Origin of the sequence: Ekhidna sp. (assembly GCF_965221965.1) — a bacterium.
In the GTDB taxonomy this organism is placed as follows: domain Bacteria; phylum Bacteroidota; class Bacteroidia; order Cytophagales; family Cyclobacteriaceae; genus Ekhidna.
This window is the reverse complement of record NZ_OZ244926.1, coordinates 1109464-1124633: the sequence shown is the minus strand read 5'-3', so window position 1 is coordinate 1124633 and position 15170 is coordinate 1109464. Positions and strand designations below refer to the sequence as shown.

The window sequence follows — 15170 nt, the reverse complement described above, 5'->3', positions numbered from 1 at the left end:
CTTTCACTATCATGGCAAAAAAATCTGTTTCAAAATCTTCAATTCAGAAAGGGTACATGGACTACCTGCTCGAGGAAGGCAAAAAACCGGATACCGTTCGGATTTTCACCAAGCACATGAAAATCTCTGACGATGATTTTTATAAGCACTTTGGGTCACTAAAAAACATAGAAAAGTCTATTTGGGAAAGTTATTACACCCAAACATTCAAGGTAATCCAAAACGATCCGGAATTTGAAGAGATGGATGCCAGGGAAAAACATCTTTCTTTTCTTTATACTTTTCTTGAGATCATCAAACCTGACAGGTCATACATCTTATTCAAACTTGAAGGAAAAAAGCCTCATGAGTTGCCTGCGGAGTTAAAACAAACACAAAAAATAGTGTCTCAGTCTGAGATTGAGTGGGCAAAAACATTCGATTTCCTACCAGATAAGGCTAAAAACTCTACCCAAACCGCCTATCGGCAAGTGCTGTGGTCCCATACCATTGCCACATTGTTCTTCTGGGTGAAAGATGATTCCGCTGGTGGTGCTGACACAGATATTTTTATAGAAAAATCCACGCGCACGGCCTTTGATATCGGTGAGCTACCTGCACTTGACTCTATTGTGGACCTAAGTAAATTTTTCCTTCAAAAAATGGGCTTTTCAAAAGCCACTGCATAAATGGCAAAAGAACTCGATCGAATTCCTATTGGAAAGGTAAAGCGAGCCAGTAAGTTCGTAACTACCGGAGCTAAAGTTGGGGCAAACTACGTAAAAGCATACAGCAAAGCAGCTATCAAAGGAAAGCTGGATAAAGACGCGCTGGACACAGATAATGCCCGTGATATCTATGATTCACTAAGTGAGCTCAAAGGAAGTGCTCTTAAAATGGCACAGCTATTAAGTATGGATCAAAATGTATTGCCAAAGGCCTATTCAGATAAGTTTGCTATGGCTCAATACAGCGCTCCTCCCCTTTCCTATCCACTGGTAAAAAAGACCTTCGTTCAAAACCTGGGTAAAGAGCCAAACGAAATATTCGACACTTTCGGCAAGAGTGCAAGCAACGCTGCATCCATGGGACAGGTACACAAAGCAGAACTCAATGGGGAAAAGCTGGCAGTCAAAGTGCAATACCCGGGTGTTGCAGAAAGTATCAAAAGCGACCTCAAACTTGCCAAACCTTTTGCATTGAAGCTTATGAATGTAAAAGGAAAAGACGTAGAGCCATATATGAAAGAGGTGGAAGGCAAGCTTCTGGAGGAAGCAGATTACGGTTTAGAGCTTCAGCAATCCATGGACTTTGCCAAAAAGTGTGAGCAAGTTGATGGCGTGTTTTTCCCAAAATATTATCCCGAGTTATCCGCCCCACAGATTCTGACCATGAGCTGGCTGGAAGGTGAGCCGATCGGTTCATGGATGAAGCGTGAACAAAAGCAGGAAGACAGAAACAAGCTTGGCCAGATACTATGGAATTTCTATATGTATCAAATGCATACTATGCGAATGATGCATGCGGATCCTCACCCGGGAAACTTCATCATTGATGAAAAAAATGATCTTGGAGTGATTGATTTTGGATGCATAAAGCATATCCCAGATGATTTCTACCAGGCGTATTTTGAGTTAGCCAATCATGAAGTTTTGCGTAATCCTGAGCGAGTCGATACGCTTTTCAGACAATTGGAGATTATTCGTCCGAGTGATCCTGACAAAGATGTGAAGATCGTGACTGCCATGTTTACTGATCTAATTCGTCTCTTATCCAGACCATTTAATCAGGGCATATTTGATTTCAGCGATGATAAATATTTCTCTGAAATTTATCTAAAGGGAGAGGCCATTTCAAAAGATCCGGAAATGAATCGTTTGCAAGCGAGAGGTTCAAGACACTTTATATATTTCAACCGTACCTTCTTTGGACTTTACAATATCCTCCATGCAATGAAGGCTAAGGTAGATTGTTCTAAAGTGGATTTTTTGAAAGTAGCAAGCTGATTTATATGCAATCTGCTGCTATATTCGCGCAGATTTTCTATGTCCATTTATCGGAAAGTCCAGGCAGTGGAACGGTTATACCACAACCTGGAAAAGGATGTAGCCACCTTTCAGAAAGCTACGGATCTCAAATGCAAGTCAGGTTGCGGTATGTGCTGCCTGAAGCCAGATATTGCGGCCAGTCCACTCGAGTTTCTTCCACTTGCATATCACCTCTTTAAAAATGGACAAGCATTAGAATGGCTGGAGAAAGCAGAAAAAAGCAATAGCAAAATCTGCATAAACCTCAACTCCTTAATCGCTGAGGAAAATGGAGGATTTTGTAACCTTTATACCCAAAGGGGGCTGATCTGTCGTTTATTTGGTTTCTCAGCAATGTTGGGCAAAGACAGGAAGCCTCAATTGGTCACTTGCAAAACCATCAAAGAAATATTTCCCGAAGCTGTCGATAAAGCAAATCAGCACATCAAGGAAAGAAAATTCACACCGGTCATCAGCCATTATTATCAGCAGTTGAGATCAATAGATGCAGAACTTGGACAAAACTCGTTACCCATTAATAAAGCCATTGCTCAGGCGATACGAACGGTGTTGGCGTACTACGCTTATCGAAATCCCAGAAGAGCAGGATAAGAAAAAATAAAGGGTCATAGGCATTTATTCGCGGATGGTTGTTTCAAATACTCTTAAAAGCCCTATTTTCGAGAGTTTGAGAAACAATCCACAATGACAACAAAGCGAGAACCCACTTTATTCGAATCCTTAATCCCCATCATCTTTCTCATTCTGCTCCTGGTTATCAACGTAGGAATATTTGGAAGCGAAGCACTGGGAGGCTCCAATCAAATAGTCCTCATCCTTTCAGCAGGAGTTGCAGCCATAGTCGCGATACGAATTGGTTTCAAGTGGGACGACATTCAGGACGGGATCGTAAAAAGCATCAGTTCGGCAATGGCTTCCATCCTAATTTTACTACTCATCGGGTCTCTCGCAGGCACGTGGATGCTTAGTGGAGTGGTTCCGGCCATGATTTATTACGGACTACAGATCCTGAACCCTACCATCTTTTTGGTGGCGGCCTGTATTGTATGTTCGATCGTTTCCATCGCTACCGGTAGCTCCTGGACCACTGCAGCAACCGTTGGTATTGCATTAATTGGCATAGGCCAGGCACTCGGAATTTCAGAAGGGCTTGTTGCCGGAGCTATCTTATCAGGTGCATACTTTGGAGATAAAATGTCTCCGCTATCTGATACTACCAACCTGGCACCAGCCATGGCAGGTACCGATCTTTTTACCCATATCAGATACATGACCATCACGACAGTTCCGTCAATCATTCTCGCACTGATCATCTTTCTCGTAATCGGATTGACTAATTCCTCTGAGGGAGTTATTGAAGGCAAGAAAGCTATTTTGGCTGCAATTGATGGCACCTTTAACATATCGGGATGGTTGTTTATTGTCCCGGTGGTTGTTGTGGTACTGATTGTAAAAAAGATGCCGGCCCTACCGGCTCTTTTAATTGGAACCCTACTGGGAGCGGTTTTCGCATTCCTATTCCAGCCAGAATTGGTGGCTCAGGTAGCTGCCTCCTCAAGTTTCGATGGCAAACTGTACGATGAGTTTTTCGGCCTCTCTCCTGTTCTGACGAACGGATTTATTGGTACCATGCAAGCCATGTTTGGTGACATTTCGTTTACAACAGGTAATGCTGTCCTAGATGATGAAGGTTTGCTAAGCAGTTCAGGAATGGCAGGAATGCTTAGCACCATCTGGCTTATTCTTTCTGCCATGATTTTTGGTGGAGTAATGGAAGGCGCAGGCATGCTGAAACGAATTGCTTCTGCCATCATTTCTAAGGTAAACTCGGTTGGCTCATTAATATCAAGTACCGTAGGAACCTGTGTGTTCTTTAACCTTACTGCCTCCGATCAATACCTGGCCATCGTGGTTCCGGGTAGAATGTACGCCGACACCTACCGCGAAAAAGGATTGGCCCCTGAAAACCTGAGTAGAACCCTGGAAGACTCAGGAACCGTAACCTCAGTCTTAATTCCATGGAATACATGTGGTGCTTACCATTCTACCGTTTTGGGAGTAGGCACATTGACCTATCTACCTTATTGTTTCTTCAATCTGATCAGTCCCATCATGACTATGATTATGGGCTATACCGGATATAAAATCAAAAAGCTTCTGAAAAATGGTGAATAGGCGTTTTGCCGAACATATCACCAAAGAAGACATGCGAGAACTTCCTCTGCTCGCGTTTGAGGAGAACATCCATGTGGTGGAGACCGAAAAAGCGTGCAACGAAGCAGTAAAAAAACTTAGGAATTTCGATGTTTTGGGTTTTGATACAGAGAAAAAACCCACCTTTAATAAAGGTGAATATAACCATACAGCCATGGTGCAGCTCTCCACGATGGAAGATGCTTACCTATTCCGTTTAAATGTGATGGGATACCCATCCTCACTATTCGAATTGATGTCTAATTCCTCTATTTTAAAATTGGGTATCAGCATAGATGATGATCTTAAGGACTTAAAAAAAGCCCGAAAGTTTAAACCGAAAAACTTCACTGACCTCAATGATGTGGTTCGGGATTTAGGAGTAAAGCACATGGGCGTCAAAAAGCTTGCTGCGGTTGTCCTTGGCGCAAGAATCTCCAAAAACCAACAAGTAACTAATTGGGAGGCTAAAACGCTCACAGAAGCACAGCAAAAATACGCTGCAACCGACGCATGGATTTGCCTGGCTATTCATGAGGAACTCGTACAGAAAGGATACGTATAAAAACCTTGTGTCAATCCTCAAGCCGTAATCACAAGGAAAAATGAAGTATTCAATCGTACTACTCGTAGCATTCATTGCATGTTCGCCTTCTCCTTCAGCCGAATTCCCCAAAGAGGATCAGGAAGCCGTTAATCAGATAAGAAAGGATTACGTAAACGGTTGGCTAGTAAACGATAGTGAAACAGTTCTCAACCTTTTCCATTCGAATGCTAATATCATTCCAAGTGGTATGGCTCCTATTATGGGTATTGATGAAATTGAAGAATACTGGTTTCCCAATGATAGTTCGGTTACCACTATTCATTCGTATGAAGTGGAATTACTTGAACTCCAAGGTTCGGGTTCAATGGCCTTTTCGCTTGAAAAAGGAGATTTGAATTTCACTTATAAAAAAGGTGATTTTGTTATGACAAAAACATCAACTTCGCATGCTACCACTGTTTACTCAAAGCAAAAAGATGGTAGCTGGAAAATAATTTCTCGCATGTGGACACAATTACAATGAGCTATAAAAAACTAAATCAAATTCACCCGAAAGAAATACTTCCCGGCTATACCGTCCGATTCATCCATACTGATCGAATGACCTTTGCCTACTGGGATGTGAAGAAAGGAAGCCCTCTACCTGAACATGCACATGAACACGAACAAGTGGCCAATGTGCTGGAAGGAGAATATGAACTGACCATTGATGGTGAAACACAAAGGCTGAAGCCGGGAGATGTGGCCGTCATTCCATCTAATGTTTTGCATTCGGGAGTAGCCATTACAGATTGCAGACTGATGGATGTATTTGCCCCAGTAAGAGAGGATTATTTATAGCATAAAAAAAAGGCACTCGTAGAGTGCCTTTTGTTGTGCCTTAATTCTAAATTTTAACTAGTCCAAGTTCCAGATTCACCACTGTTATGATTGGTGTATGTCCCAGCTGTTCCTGTAGCATTCCAGGTAGCTTCGTAATATAGAGTTCCATCTATCACATACGAAAGGTCTCCTGAATTATCCTCATTTACATTGATCGTATAAAGGTAAGATTCTTCAGAATCGGTAATAGTAAACGTGAATGAATTATCAGCATTTTTCTCCCAGGCATATATTATCACTGGTTGAGTTTCTGCAAAACCCAGCCCAGATCCGTATACATTCATATATCCTTGATCACCGGATTTTGATTGTTCGGCATAGATAAATAACTGAGGAGTTGAGCCGTTCTCAGAATAGAACATCTGAAATGAATATACATCCCCTTCATCACATATCTGATAGGAGATGGTATATGTACCATTCCCGCTATCTGTACTATAAGTATAAACTACAGCATCTCCACCACACGTACCTATGGGAGTGCTGGTTTTTGTTGCTCCTTGTTGCTGTTGAAAAAAAGCGGACCAACCGGTAAATGCATTTATAGTAGCCAAGTTAGAACCTACTTCCTGAGCATTCGGGTCACTTGAGCTAGTCATAGTTGTAATAATACTTGGACTTACAGGGGGATTTGATGAATCAAACGCTATTTCCACCTCACTTAAGTCAGGTCCGGCATCATCATCTCCACAAGAAATACTGAAGAGAAGCGCAAATACGGCTAAAAGCAATGTGATTTTTCTAAGGTGTTTCATATCTGGTCTTTTAATAGTTTAAATTTTTATTACTATAATCCTAAATTAAGTAATATATCCCTCCAGACAGCATTTTTGGCTACTTTCGGGCATGGAAGTCGATGAAATACGTAAAAAGATCGAAGAGGAAATCAGTAAAACCACACAGCCGATCAATGACTATAGAGAACAGTCAAAACCCATCACTTTAATCAATTCTCTTGGCAGAATTCTGTTGATGCCGGAGAGCAATAAATGTGTGTATTGTGCCCGATAAGAAAAAGACCGTATTTCATTGGAGTTCAGGGAAAGATTCTGCTTTGGCCCTTCATTATTTGCTTAAAAGAGCTGATGTTCAGATAAGCCATTTGGTGACTACCATCAACCAATCCCTCCGGCGAGTGACCATGCATGGAACACCTATTAGTTTAGTGAAAGCTCAGCTTGGATCAATCGGGTTGCCCCATTCATTCATTGAGCTGCCGGAATCACCTTCCATGAAGGTTTATGAAAAATGTATGGAGGACAAGCTTTTAAAACTGAAAGATCAGGGAATGACTCATGCGGCATTTGGTGATATTTTTCTGGAAGACCTGAAGAAGTATCGAGAGGAAGAAATGAAAAAGGTACATCTTGAATGTCTCTTTCCTATTTGGAAAAAGGACACCACCCAGCTGATCCATGAATTTATTGAGCAAGGATTTAAAGCGGTTACCGTTTGTGTGAATGATCAGCTAGGTGAAGACTTTCTCGGTCGTGAGATCGATGACGAATTCCTTAAGGATCTCCCACCGTCCATTGACCCATGCGGTGAAAATGGTGAGTTTCATACGTTCTGCTATGACGGTCCTGTTTTCAAACAACCAATAGACTTTAAACTGGGCGAAAAAGTCAAACGCTCCTACCCGAATCCATCCAGGGATGGTGAGGTCTATTTTTGGTTTATCGATTTGCTGAACGTTAATAATGGACAAAGCGTGTCACCCTGAGGTTCTCGAAGGGTGTGGATAAGGGAGGGCAATATTAATAATCCTTTAATGCCGCTTTCGAGAGCCTCAAGCTGACATCAACGATTCTAATTCAATACAAGCTTGTTAAATTACTTCAATGAATAAATATACGGTTTACATCCTTAAGTGTTCAGATAATTCATATTATGTAGGAGTCACTAATGATATTGAGGCAAGAATTATTCAACATAATCAGGGAATGAACCGAAAAGCCTATACTTATTCCAGAAGACCTGTTACCCTTGTTTTCGAAGAGCACTTCCTAGACATCAATCAAGCAATAGCATTCGAAAAACAAATAAAAGGTTGGAGACGAGAAAAGAAAGATGCTTTAATTAAAAGGGATTGGACAAAACTTCCTGAATTAAGCATTGCTCATAAAGACAAATAGTTTAAAATGAACGCTTTTCAAGCGTGTCACCCTGAGGTTCTCGAAGGGTGTGGATTTAGGGTGGAGTTATCGACTGCCCTAATGTAGTCTTTGAGAGTTTCAGACTGACAAAGGAGAAACTAAACTTAAAAAAAGTGATAAATAAAATTCACTCAGTAACTGTCATCAAGAACCATTTCTCAAAAAGTCAGGTTTAGCACTTCAATGAGCAAAAACAAAAATGTCACCTTCGCCTGGGCCTTTCGTCAAATCATCTGGCCAAGAAGAAAAACCCTGATGCTTGGTCTTTTTCTAATCATCTTAAGTCGGCTGGCAAGCCTGGTGCTACCGGGAGCCAGTAAATATCTGGTGGATGATGTGATTCAAAATTCGGATCTTGAAATGCTGAAAACATTATTGATTGTGGTGGTTATAGCTATTACTGTTCAGGCCATCACTTCCTTTTTGCTGACACGGATACTCAGCGTGGAAGCGCAGCACCTCATCTCACAACTTCGAACCAAGGTTCAAAAAAAGGTACTCTCACTACCTATCAGCTACTTCGATAATACGAAATCCGGCGAATTGGTTTCTCGAATTATGACAGACGTTGAAGGAGTTCGAAACCTCGTAGGAACAGGGCTTGTGCAAATGGTTGGTGGAACGATCACAGCTGTTATTTCACTATTTCTACTCATAAATATTAGTGCATCGATGACCTTGTTTGTCCTGGTGCCTGTATCCATTTTTGCATTTGTCGCAATGAAAGCGTTCGGAAAGATTCGCCCAATATTTCGCACCAGAGGTAAGATCAACGCAGAGGTTACCGGACGATTGACCGAAACACTTAATGGCGTAAGGGTAATCAAGGGGTTTAATGCCGAAGAACAGGAGAATACGATCTTTGAACAAGGGGTTTTAAAGCTTTACAACAATATCAAATCAAGTTTGACTGCTACTGCCTTTGTGACAAGCTCGGGCACATTTTTACTTGGCTTGGCTTCAGTAGGAATTATGGGAATCGGCGGCTACTACATTATAAATGGAGATATGACGATTGGTGACTTTCTTGCTTTCACTCTTTATCTCGGCTTTATGATTGCTCCTATCGTACAGATGAGTAATATCGGTAGCCAACTCACGGAAGCATTTGCCGGGCTGGATCGAACAGAAGAAATCATGAAAATGGATCCGGAAAATATGCCGGATGAGCGCCCTGTTATTTTGGAGTCACTCTATGGAGATATTGAATTTAAAGATGTCTCCTTTGCCTATGAAGAAGGGAAAGATGTGCTTCATGACATTAACTTCAAAGCTCCTCCAGGATCAGTCACCGCATTGGTTGGCAGCTCCGGCTCAGGTAAATCAACCACTGCTAGTCTGGCAGCTTCATTCCTGACACCTCAAAAAGGACAAGTCACCATAGACGGGCACGACCTGAGCAAGGTGAACCTGGAAAGCTATCGAAGAAATCTGGGTGTCGTTCTTCAGGATGATTTTCTCTTTGAAGGTACTATTCGTGAGAACATCATCTTCCCACGACCGAATGCAACCGAAGAAGAAATTCAGGATGCTGTGAAAGGAGCATATGTGGATGAGTTTACCGATCGATTTGAAGATGGACTTGAAACCCTAATTGGAGAACGAGGCGTAAAGCTATCCGGCGGTCAGCAGCAACGTATTTCCATTGCGAGGGCATTACTCGCTAACCCCAAAGTGATCATTCTGGATGAAGCCACTTCCAACCTGGATACGGAGAGTGAGATGTATATTCAGAAGAGTTTGAACATACTCATGAAAGATCGCACCACCTTTGTGATCGCCCACCGCCTCAGCACCATCCGGCAGGCCGATCAGATTTTGGTGATCGAAGATGGACAGATCGTGGAGCGTGGCACGCATGATGAACTGATTGCCAAGGAAGGACGCTACTTTGAGTTGTATACCTATCAGAGCAGGATTTAAATTGAGCTCAACGATTTTGCTTAAATTTCATTAATGGAATCAAGGCAACAAAAGTATGATAGATATATAAGTAACCTAGGTGAACATATTAGCCGAACTAGAGAGTCTGCTCGATATTCTTCTGATAGATTAGATATATTGATCATTTCACTGGCAACTACATCATTGGTCTTTTCAATAGGTTTTGTAAAGGATTTCATACCTGACATAAAATGTATTGACACCACTACTCTTAAGTTATCGTGGATTTTTCTTATTAGTTCCCTAATTTCAAATCTAATATCACAATCTACTGGTTTGTATTCCCATACTTATGAAATCAAAGTTTCAAATAATCTTATAAGAAAGAAAAGAGGAAAGAAGCTTAAAGGAAAGCAGAATTTAAATCTTTTCCTATCGGAAAAATTAGGGTGGCTAACCTCTATTCTGAATTGGATTAGTTTAATTTTACTTATAGCGGGAATGATTATCTTATTGAATTTCTTTTCAAAAAACATATAACTATGAGTGATGAACAAGATCGATTAAGAAAGCTCGAGGAAGCTAGAAGAAGACGTGAGGAAGAACTTCGAAGAATTCAGGAAGAACAAGAAAGACAAAAAAGAATTGATGAGCAAAAGGGTCGACCAAGAGATGAACGACCTGATGAAGATGATTAAATTTCTATCCTCGGTTAGTTACCACACGAACCGCCAGGCATGCTTGGTTTGTGAAGACACATATCAGGGCTAAAGTAGGATATAGCAGCTCAGGGGCTGACATAAATCAGATTTTTTCAAGCTTGAATGTTCTTAATTTGATTTTATGATCAAGGGTAAAATAGCCAGACTCGTAGGTGCTTGTATATTATGCGTCTTGATAGTGTATGGAATTGTGCTCATTATCGAATTTGTTTCGTACTAAACCTTTATAAAATGAAAAAGAATATGGGATCAGCGGACCGAGTTATCAGAGTGATGCTTGCTGCAATAATTGCGTACTTATACTTTACTAATGTAGTCACAGGAACACTTGGCTTAGTGTTGATTATACTGGCAGGCGTTTTTGTATTGACCAGTTTTATCAGCTTTTGTCCGTTGTACGCTCCTTTTGGCATTAAAACGTGTAAGACGAAATCATAAGATAAAGAGATGTTCGTATAAAGAAGCAGTCCCAAAAGGGACTGCTAACTACTATGATAACCTCTCCTACTCATTCCTGATACTCTCTGTCGGATCTGATATGGCCGCTTTGTACGTTTTGATTGAGACAGTAATAAGTGCAATGACGACTGTAACAATTCCTCCGGTTACAAACACGTACCAGTGACTCCAGAGGTCAAGCTGGTAGGCATAGTCTTTCAGCCAGTTGCTGATGAAATACCACGCTGCAGGAATAGCCAGAATAGTAGCAACCACCACCAACAGCACAAACTCTTTTGATATCAGACCTATGATCTGTTGTACGGTCGCACCAAGTACTTTTCTAATTCCAAGTTCCTTTTGTCTCTGCTGAGCAGAATAAGCTGCCAGTCCAAAAATGCCCAGACAAGCTAGAAATATAGAAATCCCTGAAAAAGCACTAAACATCTGAGCCTGCTTTTGTTCCTCTTCATACAATCGCTCCAGACTGTCATCCAGAAAATCGTACTGCAAAGGGAACCCCGGCGACAACTCCCGATAAGTCTCATCAATGGCAATCATGGCCTCCTTCAAATTGCCACTATTTATTTTTATCACTACTCGCCCACCAAAGTTCTGGCTTGCTATGATCCCCACTGGTTCCACTTCATCTTTGAGCGAGTTGAAATGATAATCAGGCACCACTCCAATAATTGTGCGCTGTGTGTCATTCCAGCTAGGAAGGCTCACTTTTTTCCCAATAATTTCATCCGCAGAAAGACCAGTTTCAGCCAATGCCTTTTCATTGATCAACATTGCATCCGTGGCATCTGTTACTAGTTTCGGAGAAAAAGATCTTCCGGCCAAGACGTCAATACCTAAAACGCTCAGGTATGCAGTATCTGTAAATACCGTTCGAAAACGAAGGTCTTCGTTCACTCCTGCGACCTTAAAGACAGTCACATCGTGAAAGCCCCCCGGCTCTCCTGACATGTTGGATACGGCTTTTACAGACGGCAACAAGCGGAGGTTCTTCATAAACGTCTCCTTATTGTTTCGAATCTCCTCATTATACAGTCGCACCACCACTACGGCCTCCTTGTCAAAGCCCAGGTCTTTGTTATTCATATAAGCATTCTGCCTTGAAATAAGAACAGTTGCCACAATTAGGAAAATAGAGATGGCAAACTGCACCACCACAAGCCCCTTTCTCAACCCTACATTTTTTCCCGTGCCAAGGTTGCCTTTCATAATGGCGGTTGGCTTGAAGGAAGAAAGTAATAGCGCAGGGTAAAGACCTGAAGTAATCAACACTAACACAATAAGAGAAGCAAAAAAAGTAAGTACATTAAAGTCCGTCCAGTTCAGGTCCAGTTCAATTCCAAACGTTTGATTGAAAAGTGGATAAAGCAACTGACACAAAGCGATAGACAATAGAATAGAGAACAATAGTATCATGAATGATTCACCCAAAAACTGAAGCACCAACCGTTCTTTATGTACACCCAACACTTTTCTCACTCCTACCTCTTTAGCTCGCATATAAGATTGAGCGATGGAAAGATTGACATAATTGAAGCAGGCAATGAAAAGAATCGCAATGGAGACCGCACCCAAAATGTAAATCGATTGGAGGTTTCCATGAAGTGCCGAATCATACCTTGTTTGATTATTGAAATAGATTTCTTCCATCGGCTCAAGAGTTAAGTCGATCCTTCGTCCGAACTTCTGAAAATCCTCACCAAAGTATTTATCCATGAAGCCAGGAAGCTGTGCTTTCACATTTTCAGCCACCCGTGGTGAGGGTATTTTCACATAAGTCATAAGGCCATTGCTCCACCAGTTACGGAACCAATCGAACTGATTATACAACTCAATGGAAGCCACAAAATCAAATGGAATATGCGTTTTTGCAGGCAATTCATTCATTACTCCGGTAACAATAAATGTGAACATATTGTCTGCCTTTATCTCCTTACCGATCGGATTTTCATCGCCAAAGTACTTCTTGGCCATCTGTCTCGAGAGAACCACTGAGTTGGGTTTATCCAAAACCGTTTTCGGATCACCTGCTGAAAGTGGGTATGAGAAAAAGTTGAAGAAATTCGCATCAGCCATCAGGATACGATCTTCATAGAACTTCCGCTCACCGGCCGATACCAGGCCTGATTCGGTCATCACTCGTGTGACATCCGTAATGCTTTCAGGGAAATCATTGGCGAGTGCTCCGGCAAAGGGCCCGGAAGTAACCCCTATATTGTATGGGGTTCCGTTCACCTCTGATTGACGAATGGCTCGATAGATCTTGTCCCCATCTTCGTGAAATGCATCTACAGTGAGTTCGCTGTGAATATAGAAGTATAGAAAAATAGTGGCCACCAGTCCAAACGTGAAGCCGAAAATACTGATCAGCGAAGTGGATCTGTGACGATTGAGATTCCTCAATGTGAGGATAGGATTGAATACAAACATAGGTCCGGATTTTTGAGTTTTGACAGATTTTAGTGTTGAGGGACGGAGGTATTTGACTACCTGAATCCAATAGTTTAGTCCTTTTAATTGGCCACCGTTTTCAGCATAATATTGACAAAGGTCTCCTTGCAACTCCTCAATTAGTTCTTCTCTACAAAACCAATCAATGAGCTTTAAAGACAACTTCGGTGGCTGATTTACTTTAGCCATTTGAAAATTTCAGTTCGAATGAAGGCACCTGATTCCAAAGGCTAGCTCGCATTTCTTTGACTTCATTGAGTGCTGCTTTACCATCCGCTGTTAATTCATAGATACGCTTCCGTCTCCCTCCTCGCTCCTGAGTAGCTCCACCAAGTTCAGACTTTAAAAAATCCTTTTGTTCCAATCGACTTAGCGTTGTATGCAATGCACCCATGGATATCGATCGGTTCACCTGATTTTTGATCTCATCTTTGATACGGAGCATGTATGCTTCGTCCTGAAGTATTAAAACTACGAGCAATAACAGCTCCTCAAATTCACCAAGGTTAGTACCCTTCATTATTATTAGTTTCTATTTTGCAGACTAATATACGAGGGGTTAATTTATTTGTTTCGATAAAGTAGAAAGAAATACTAAGTGGAATGAAAATCTTAACTTGTTAATGTATAACTCAATTGTCATGAAACCATTTATTCTAACATTCATAAATACTATCCTGTTTTCCTTTACTGTCTCCGCTCAAGGATCTTTTCCATACAGCGCCACGCTAACAGATATCCAGGGAAATGAAATAAACAGTAACACATTTACCAATCAAGGAAAGCCATTAATTATTGACTTTTGGGGAGCATTTTGCAAGCCATGTATTGTTAAGTACCATTCTATGGCAGAAGTATATAAACAATGGCAAAAAGATACAAGAGTAAAAATCATAATAATTTCCATCGATCATGAGAAAATGCAAAGCAAGTCAAAAGAAATGATCGAGAAATATGATTGGCCCTTCGAAGCATATTTTGATCCGAACCAGGAGCTATTGGAACAATTGTCAAGTACTAGTTCCGTTCCTCAAACATTTATCTATGATGGAGATTTCAATTTGATAAAGAAAAAAAAGGGAGCGAGAATTATCCCAAAAGACCCTTCGGTAGATCAAAGTAAAATCATGGAAATCATGCATGAAAGCGGATCCCTTGAATCTCTGACTTGCGATCTGACGGAATATCGAGAAGCGGTGAAGCTGGCAGCCAAAGAGGAATAAGAACATCTATGCCTGATCGCGTTACTGTAAGTCAAATTCGGAAAGAAATTGAGGTAACTACTACAAGAAGTGGTGGTCCCGGAGGACAGCATGTAAATAAGGTTGAAACAAAAGTCATTCTCCGATTTAATGTGCTTCACTCCCAGGTGCTGAACGAAGACCAGAAATCAGTTCTCAAAGAAAAACTGTCAACTAAACTGACAAAAGAAGGTGAATTGATTCTTAGCTCAGATAGTGCAAGATCACAAATCAAGAATAAAGAGCTTGCTTTCAAAAAACTGGACCGGATGCTTGCAAAAGCATTCACCAAGAAGAAAAAAAGAAAGCCCACCCAGCCGACCAAGGCATCTAAAAGAAAGCGCCTGGAATCAAAGAAAAAACAGGGCGAGAAGAAGAAATGGAGGCAAAAACCTATTTAACATGTTAAACTAAGCATAATGCTTAAATAATTATAAGATTTTACCCTAGCAAAACAGGCTATAGGGATGCCGTAATATTGTACAAGTATTTGCTAGTTATGGCGATATTAATTTTCTCATAAAAAATTAAGCGACCATGTTTAAGAGCAACTAAAACATGGATTCTCGCAAAAAATAACGATTAGGGTGATTATTTGTAGAAATTGT

Annotated in this window: 18 protein-coding genes; 15 read left to right on the top strand and 3 right to left on the bottom strand. The window is 41.1% G+C overall.

The window, feature by feature from the left end; genetic code table 11:
* Nucleotides 1-11: 11 nt before the first annotated feature.
* The 7 genes from ACOQON_RS05545 (at nucleotide 12) to ACOQON_RS05515 (ending at nucleotide 5607) form a co-directional block, all read left to right on the top strand.
* A complete protein-coding gene (locus ACOQON_RS05545; protein ID WP_420577933.1) occupies nucleotides 12-668 on the top strand; it encodes a hypothetical protein in 657 nt (218 codons plus the stop codon).
* Nucleotides 669-1985, top strand: a complete 1317-nt coding sequence (locus tag ACOQON_RS05540; RefSeq protein WP_420577932.1) for an ABC1 kinase family protein — start codon at nucleotides 669-671, stop codon at nucleotides 1983-1985.
* 39 nt (nucleotides 1986-2024) lie between these two features.
* Complete coding sequence (locus ACOQON_RS05535) at nucleotides 2025-2618, top strand: YkgJ family cysteine cluster protein (RefSeq protein ID WP_420577931.1); 594 nt, start codon at nucleotides 2025-2027, stop codon at nucleotides 2616-2618.
* 93 nt (nucleotides 2619-2711) lie between these two features.
* The gene (nhaC, locus tag ACOQON_RS05530) at nucleotides 2712-4202 is read left to right on the top strand and encodes a Na+/H+ antiporter NhaC (protein WP_420577930.1); all 1491 of its coding nucleotides are present in this window, start codon (nucleotides 2712-2714) and stop codon (nucleotides 4200-4202) included.
* Nucleotides 4192-4785 carry a 3'-5' exonuclease gene (locus tag ACOQON_RS05525; protein WP_420577929.1) on the top strand — a complete coding sequence of 198 codons (594 nt, stop codon included), beginning with the start codon at nucleotides 4192-4194 and terminating at the stop codon, nucleotides 4783-4785. The genes nhaC and ACOQON_RS05525 overlap by 11 nt, the downstream gene beginning before the upstream one ends.
* A gap of 40 nt (nucleotides 4786-4825) precedes the next feature.
* Complete coding sequence (locus ACOQON_RS05520; RefSeq protein WP_420577928.1) at nucleotides 4826-5290, top strand: YybH family protein; 465 nt, start codon at nucleotides 4826-4828, stop codon at nucleotides 5288-5290.
* On the top strand, nucleotides 5272-5607 hold the full coding sequence (locus tag ACOQON_RS05515; protein WP_420577927.1) for a cupin domain-containing protein: 336 nt from the start codon (nucleotides 5272-5274) through the stop codon (nucleotides 5605-5607). Before ACOQON_RS05520 ends, ACOQON_RS05515 begins: the two co-directional genes overlap by 19 nt.
* Before the next feature lie 53 nt (nucleotides 5608-5660).
* On the opposite strand, the gene ACOQON_RS05510 is transcribed toward ACOQON_RS05515, so the two are convergent.
* Nucleotides 5661-6404, bottom strand: coding sequence for a hypothetical protein (locus tag ACOQON_RS05510; RefSeq protein WP_420577926.1), 744 nt, complete (start codon nucleotides 6402-6404; stop codon nucleotides 5661-5663).
* A 91-nt stretch (nucleotides 6405-6495) separates the two neighbouring features.
* On the opposite strand from ACOQON_RS05510, the gene ACOQON_RS05505 reads away from it, so the two are divergent.
* From ACOQON_RS05505 to ACOQON_RS05480, 6 genes are all read left to right on the top strand, one after another.
* Nucleotides 6496-6660 (top strand): hypothetical protein, encoded by a 165-nt coding sequence (locus ACOQON_RS05505; protein ID WP_420577925.1) that lies wholly within the window; start codon nucleotides 6496-6498, stop codon nucleotides 6658-6660.
* Nucleotides 6650-7372 (top strand): ATP-binding protein, encoded by a 723-nt coding sequence (locus ACOQON_RS05500; RefSeq protein ID WP_420577924.1) that lies wholly within the window; start codon nucleotides 6650-6652, stop codon nucleotides 7370-7372. The genes ACOQON_RS05505 and ACOQON_RS05500 overlap by 11 nt, the downstream gene beginning before the upstream one ends.
* Nucleotides 7373-7490: 118 nt before the next feature.
* Nucleotides 7491-7784: a GIY-YIG nuclease family protein gene (locus tag ACOQON_RS05495; protein ID WP_420577923.1), complete on the top strand. Its 294-nt coding sequence runs from the start codon at nucleotides 7491-7493 to the stop codon at nucleotides 7782-7784.
* A gap of 204 nt (nucleotides 7785-7988) precedes the next feature.
* Nucleotides 7989-9728: an ABC transporter ATP-binding protein gene (locus ACOQON_RS05490; protein WP_420577922.1), complete on the top strand. Its 1740-nt coding sequence runs from the start codon at nucleotides 7989-7991 to the stop codon at nucleotides 9726-9728.
* A gap of 503 nt (nucleotides 9729-10231) precedes the next feature.
* A complete protein-coding gene (locus tag ACOQON_RS05485; RefSeq protein WP_420577921.1) occupies nucleotides 10232-10387 on the top strand; it encodes a hypothetical protein in 156 nt (51 codons plus the stop codon).
* Nucleotides 10388-10642: 255 nt separating this feature from the next.
* Complete coding sequence (locus ACOQON_RS05480) at nucleotides 10643-10849, top strand: YgaP family membrane protein (RefSeq protein ID WP_420577920.1); 207 nt, start codon at nucleotides 10643-10645, stop codon at nucleotides 10847-10849.
* Nucleotides 10850-10915: 66 nt separating this feature from the next.
* Here the strand turns inward: ACOQON_RS05480 and ACOQON_RS05475 are convergent, their stop codons facing one another.
* Entirely contained in the window at nucleotides 10916-13510 is a 2595-nt protein-coding gene (locus tag ACOQON_RS05475; protein ID WP_420577919.1) for an ABC transporter permease, read from the bottom strand.
* Entirely contained in the window at nucleotides 13503-13841 is a 339-nt protein-coding gene (locus tag ACOQON_RS05470) for a PadR family transcriptional regulator (RefSeq protein WP_420577918.1), read from the bottom strand. Before ACOQON_RS05470 ends, ACOQON_RS05475 begins: the two co-directional genes overlap by 8 nt.
* A gap of 121 nt (nucleotides 13842-13962) precedes the next feature.
* On the opposite strand from ACOQON_RS05470, the gene ACOQON_RS05465 reads away from it, so the two are divergent.
* Complete coding sequence (locus ACOQON_RS05465; RefSeq protein WP_420577917.1) at nucleotides 13963-14544, top strand: redoxin domain-containing protein; 582 nt, start codon at nucleotides 13963-13965, stop codon at nucleotides 14542-14544.
* A gap of 8 nt (nucleotides 14545-14552) precedes the next feature.
* The gene (arfB, locus tag ACOQON_RS05460) at nucleotides 14553-14963 is read left to right on the top strand and encodes an alternative ribosome rescue aminoacyl-tRNA hydrolase ArfB (RefSeq protein WP_420577916.1); all 411 of its coding nucleotides are present in this window, start codon (nucleotides 14553-14555) and stop codon (nucleotides 14961-14963) included.
* Nucleotides 14964-15170: the final 207 nt, after the last annotated feature.

Bases quoted from the DNA above. Each gene is read 5' to 3' on its own strand.
- ACOQON_RS05545 (WP_420577933.1), top strand. From the start codon at position 12: ATGGCAAAAAAATCTGTTTCAAAATCTTCAATTCAGAAAGGGTACATG.
- ACOQON_RS05540 (WP_420577932.1), top strand. From the start codon at position 669: ATGGCAAAAGAACTCGATCGAATTCCTATTGGAAAGGTAAAGCGAGCC.
- ACOQON_RS05535 (WP_420577931.1), top strand. From the start codon at position 2,025: ATGTCCATTTATCGGAAAGTCCAGGCAGTGGAACGGTTATACCACAAC.
- nhaC (WP_420577930.1), top strand. From the start codon at position 2,712: ATGACAACAAAGCGAGAACCCACTTTATTCGAATCCTTAATCCCCATC.
- ACOQON_RS05525 (WP_420577929.1), top strand. From the start codon at position 4,192: ATGGTGAATAGGCGTTTTGCCGAACATATCACCAAAGAAGACATGCGA.
- ACOQON_RS05520 (WP_420577928.1), top strand. From the start codon at position 4,826: ATGAAGTATTCAATCGTACTACTCGTAGCATTCATTGCATGTTCGCCT.
- ACOQON_RS05510 (WP_420577926.1), bottom strand. From the start codon at position 6,404: ATGAAACACCTTAGAAAAATCACATTGCTTTTAGCCGTATTTGCGCTT.
- ACOQON_RS05505 (WP_420577925.1), top strand. From the start codon at position 6,496: ATGGAAGTCGATGAAATACGTAAAAAGATCGAAGAGGAAATCAGTAAA.
- ACOQON_RS05495 (WP_420577923.1), top strand. From the start codon at position 7,491: ATGAATAAATATACGGTTTACATCCTTAAGTGTTCAGATAATTCATAT.
- ACOQON_RS05490 (WP_420577922.1), top strand. From the start codon at position 7,989: ATGAGCAAAAACAAAAATGTCACCTTCGCCTGGGCCTTTCGTCAAATC.
- ACOQON_RS05485 (WP_420577921.1), top strand. From the start codon at position 10,232: ATGAGTGATGAACAAGATCGATTAAGAAAGCTCGAGGAAGCTAGAAGA.
- ACOQON_RS05480 (WP_420577920.1), top strand. From the start codon at position 10,643: ATGAAAAAGAATATGGGATCAGCGGACCGAGTTATCAGAGTGATGCTT.
- ACOQON_RS05475 (WP_420577919.1), bottom strand. From the start codon at position 13,510: ATGGCTAAAGTAAATCAGCCACCGAAGTTGTCTTTAAAGCTCATTGAT.
- ACOQON_RS05470 (WP_420577918.1), bottom strand. From the start codon at position 13,841: ATGAAGGGTACTAACCTTGGTGAATTTGAGGAGCTGTTATTGCTCGTA.
- ACOQON_RS05465 (WP_420577917.1), top strand. From the start codon at position 13,963: ATGAAACCATTTATTCTAACATTCATAAATACTATCCTGTTTTCCTTT.
- arfB (WP_420577916.1), top strand. From the start codon at position 14,553: ATGCCTGATCGCGTTACTGTAAGTCAAATTCGGAAAGAAATTGAGGTA.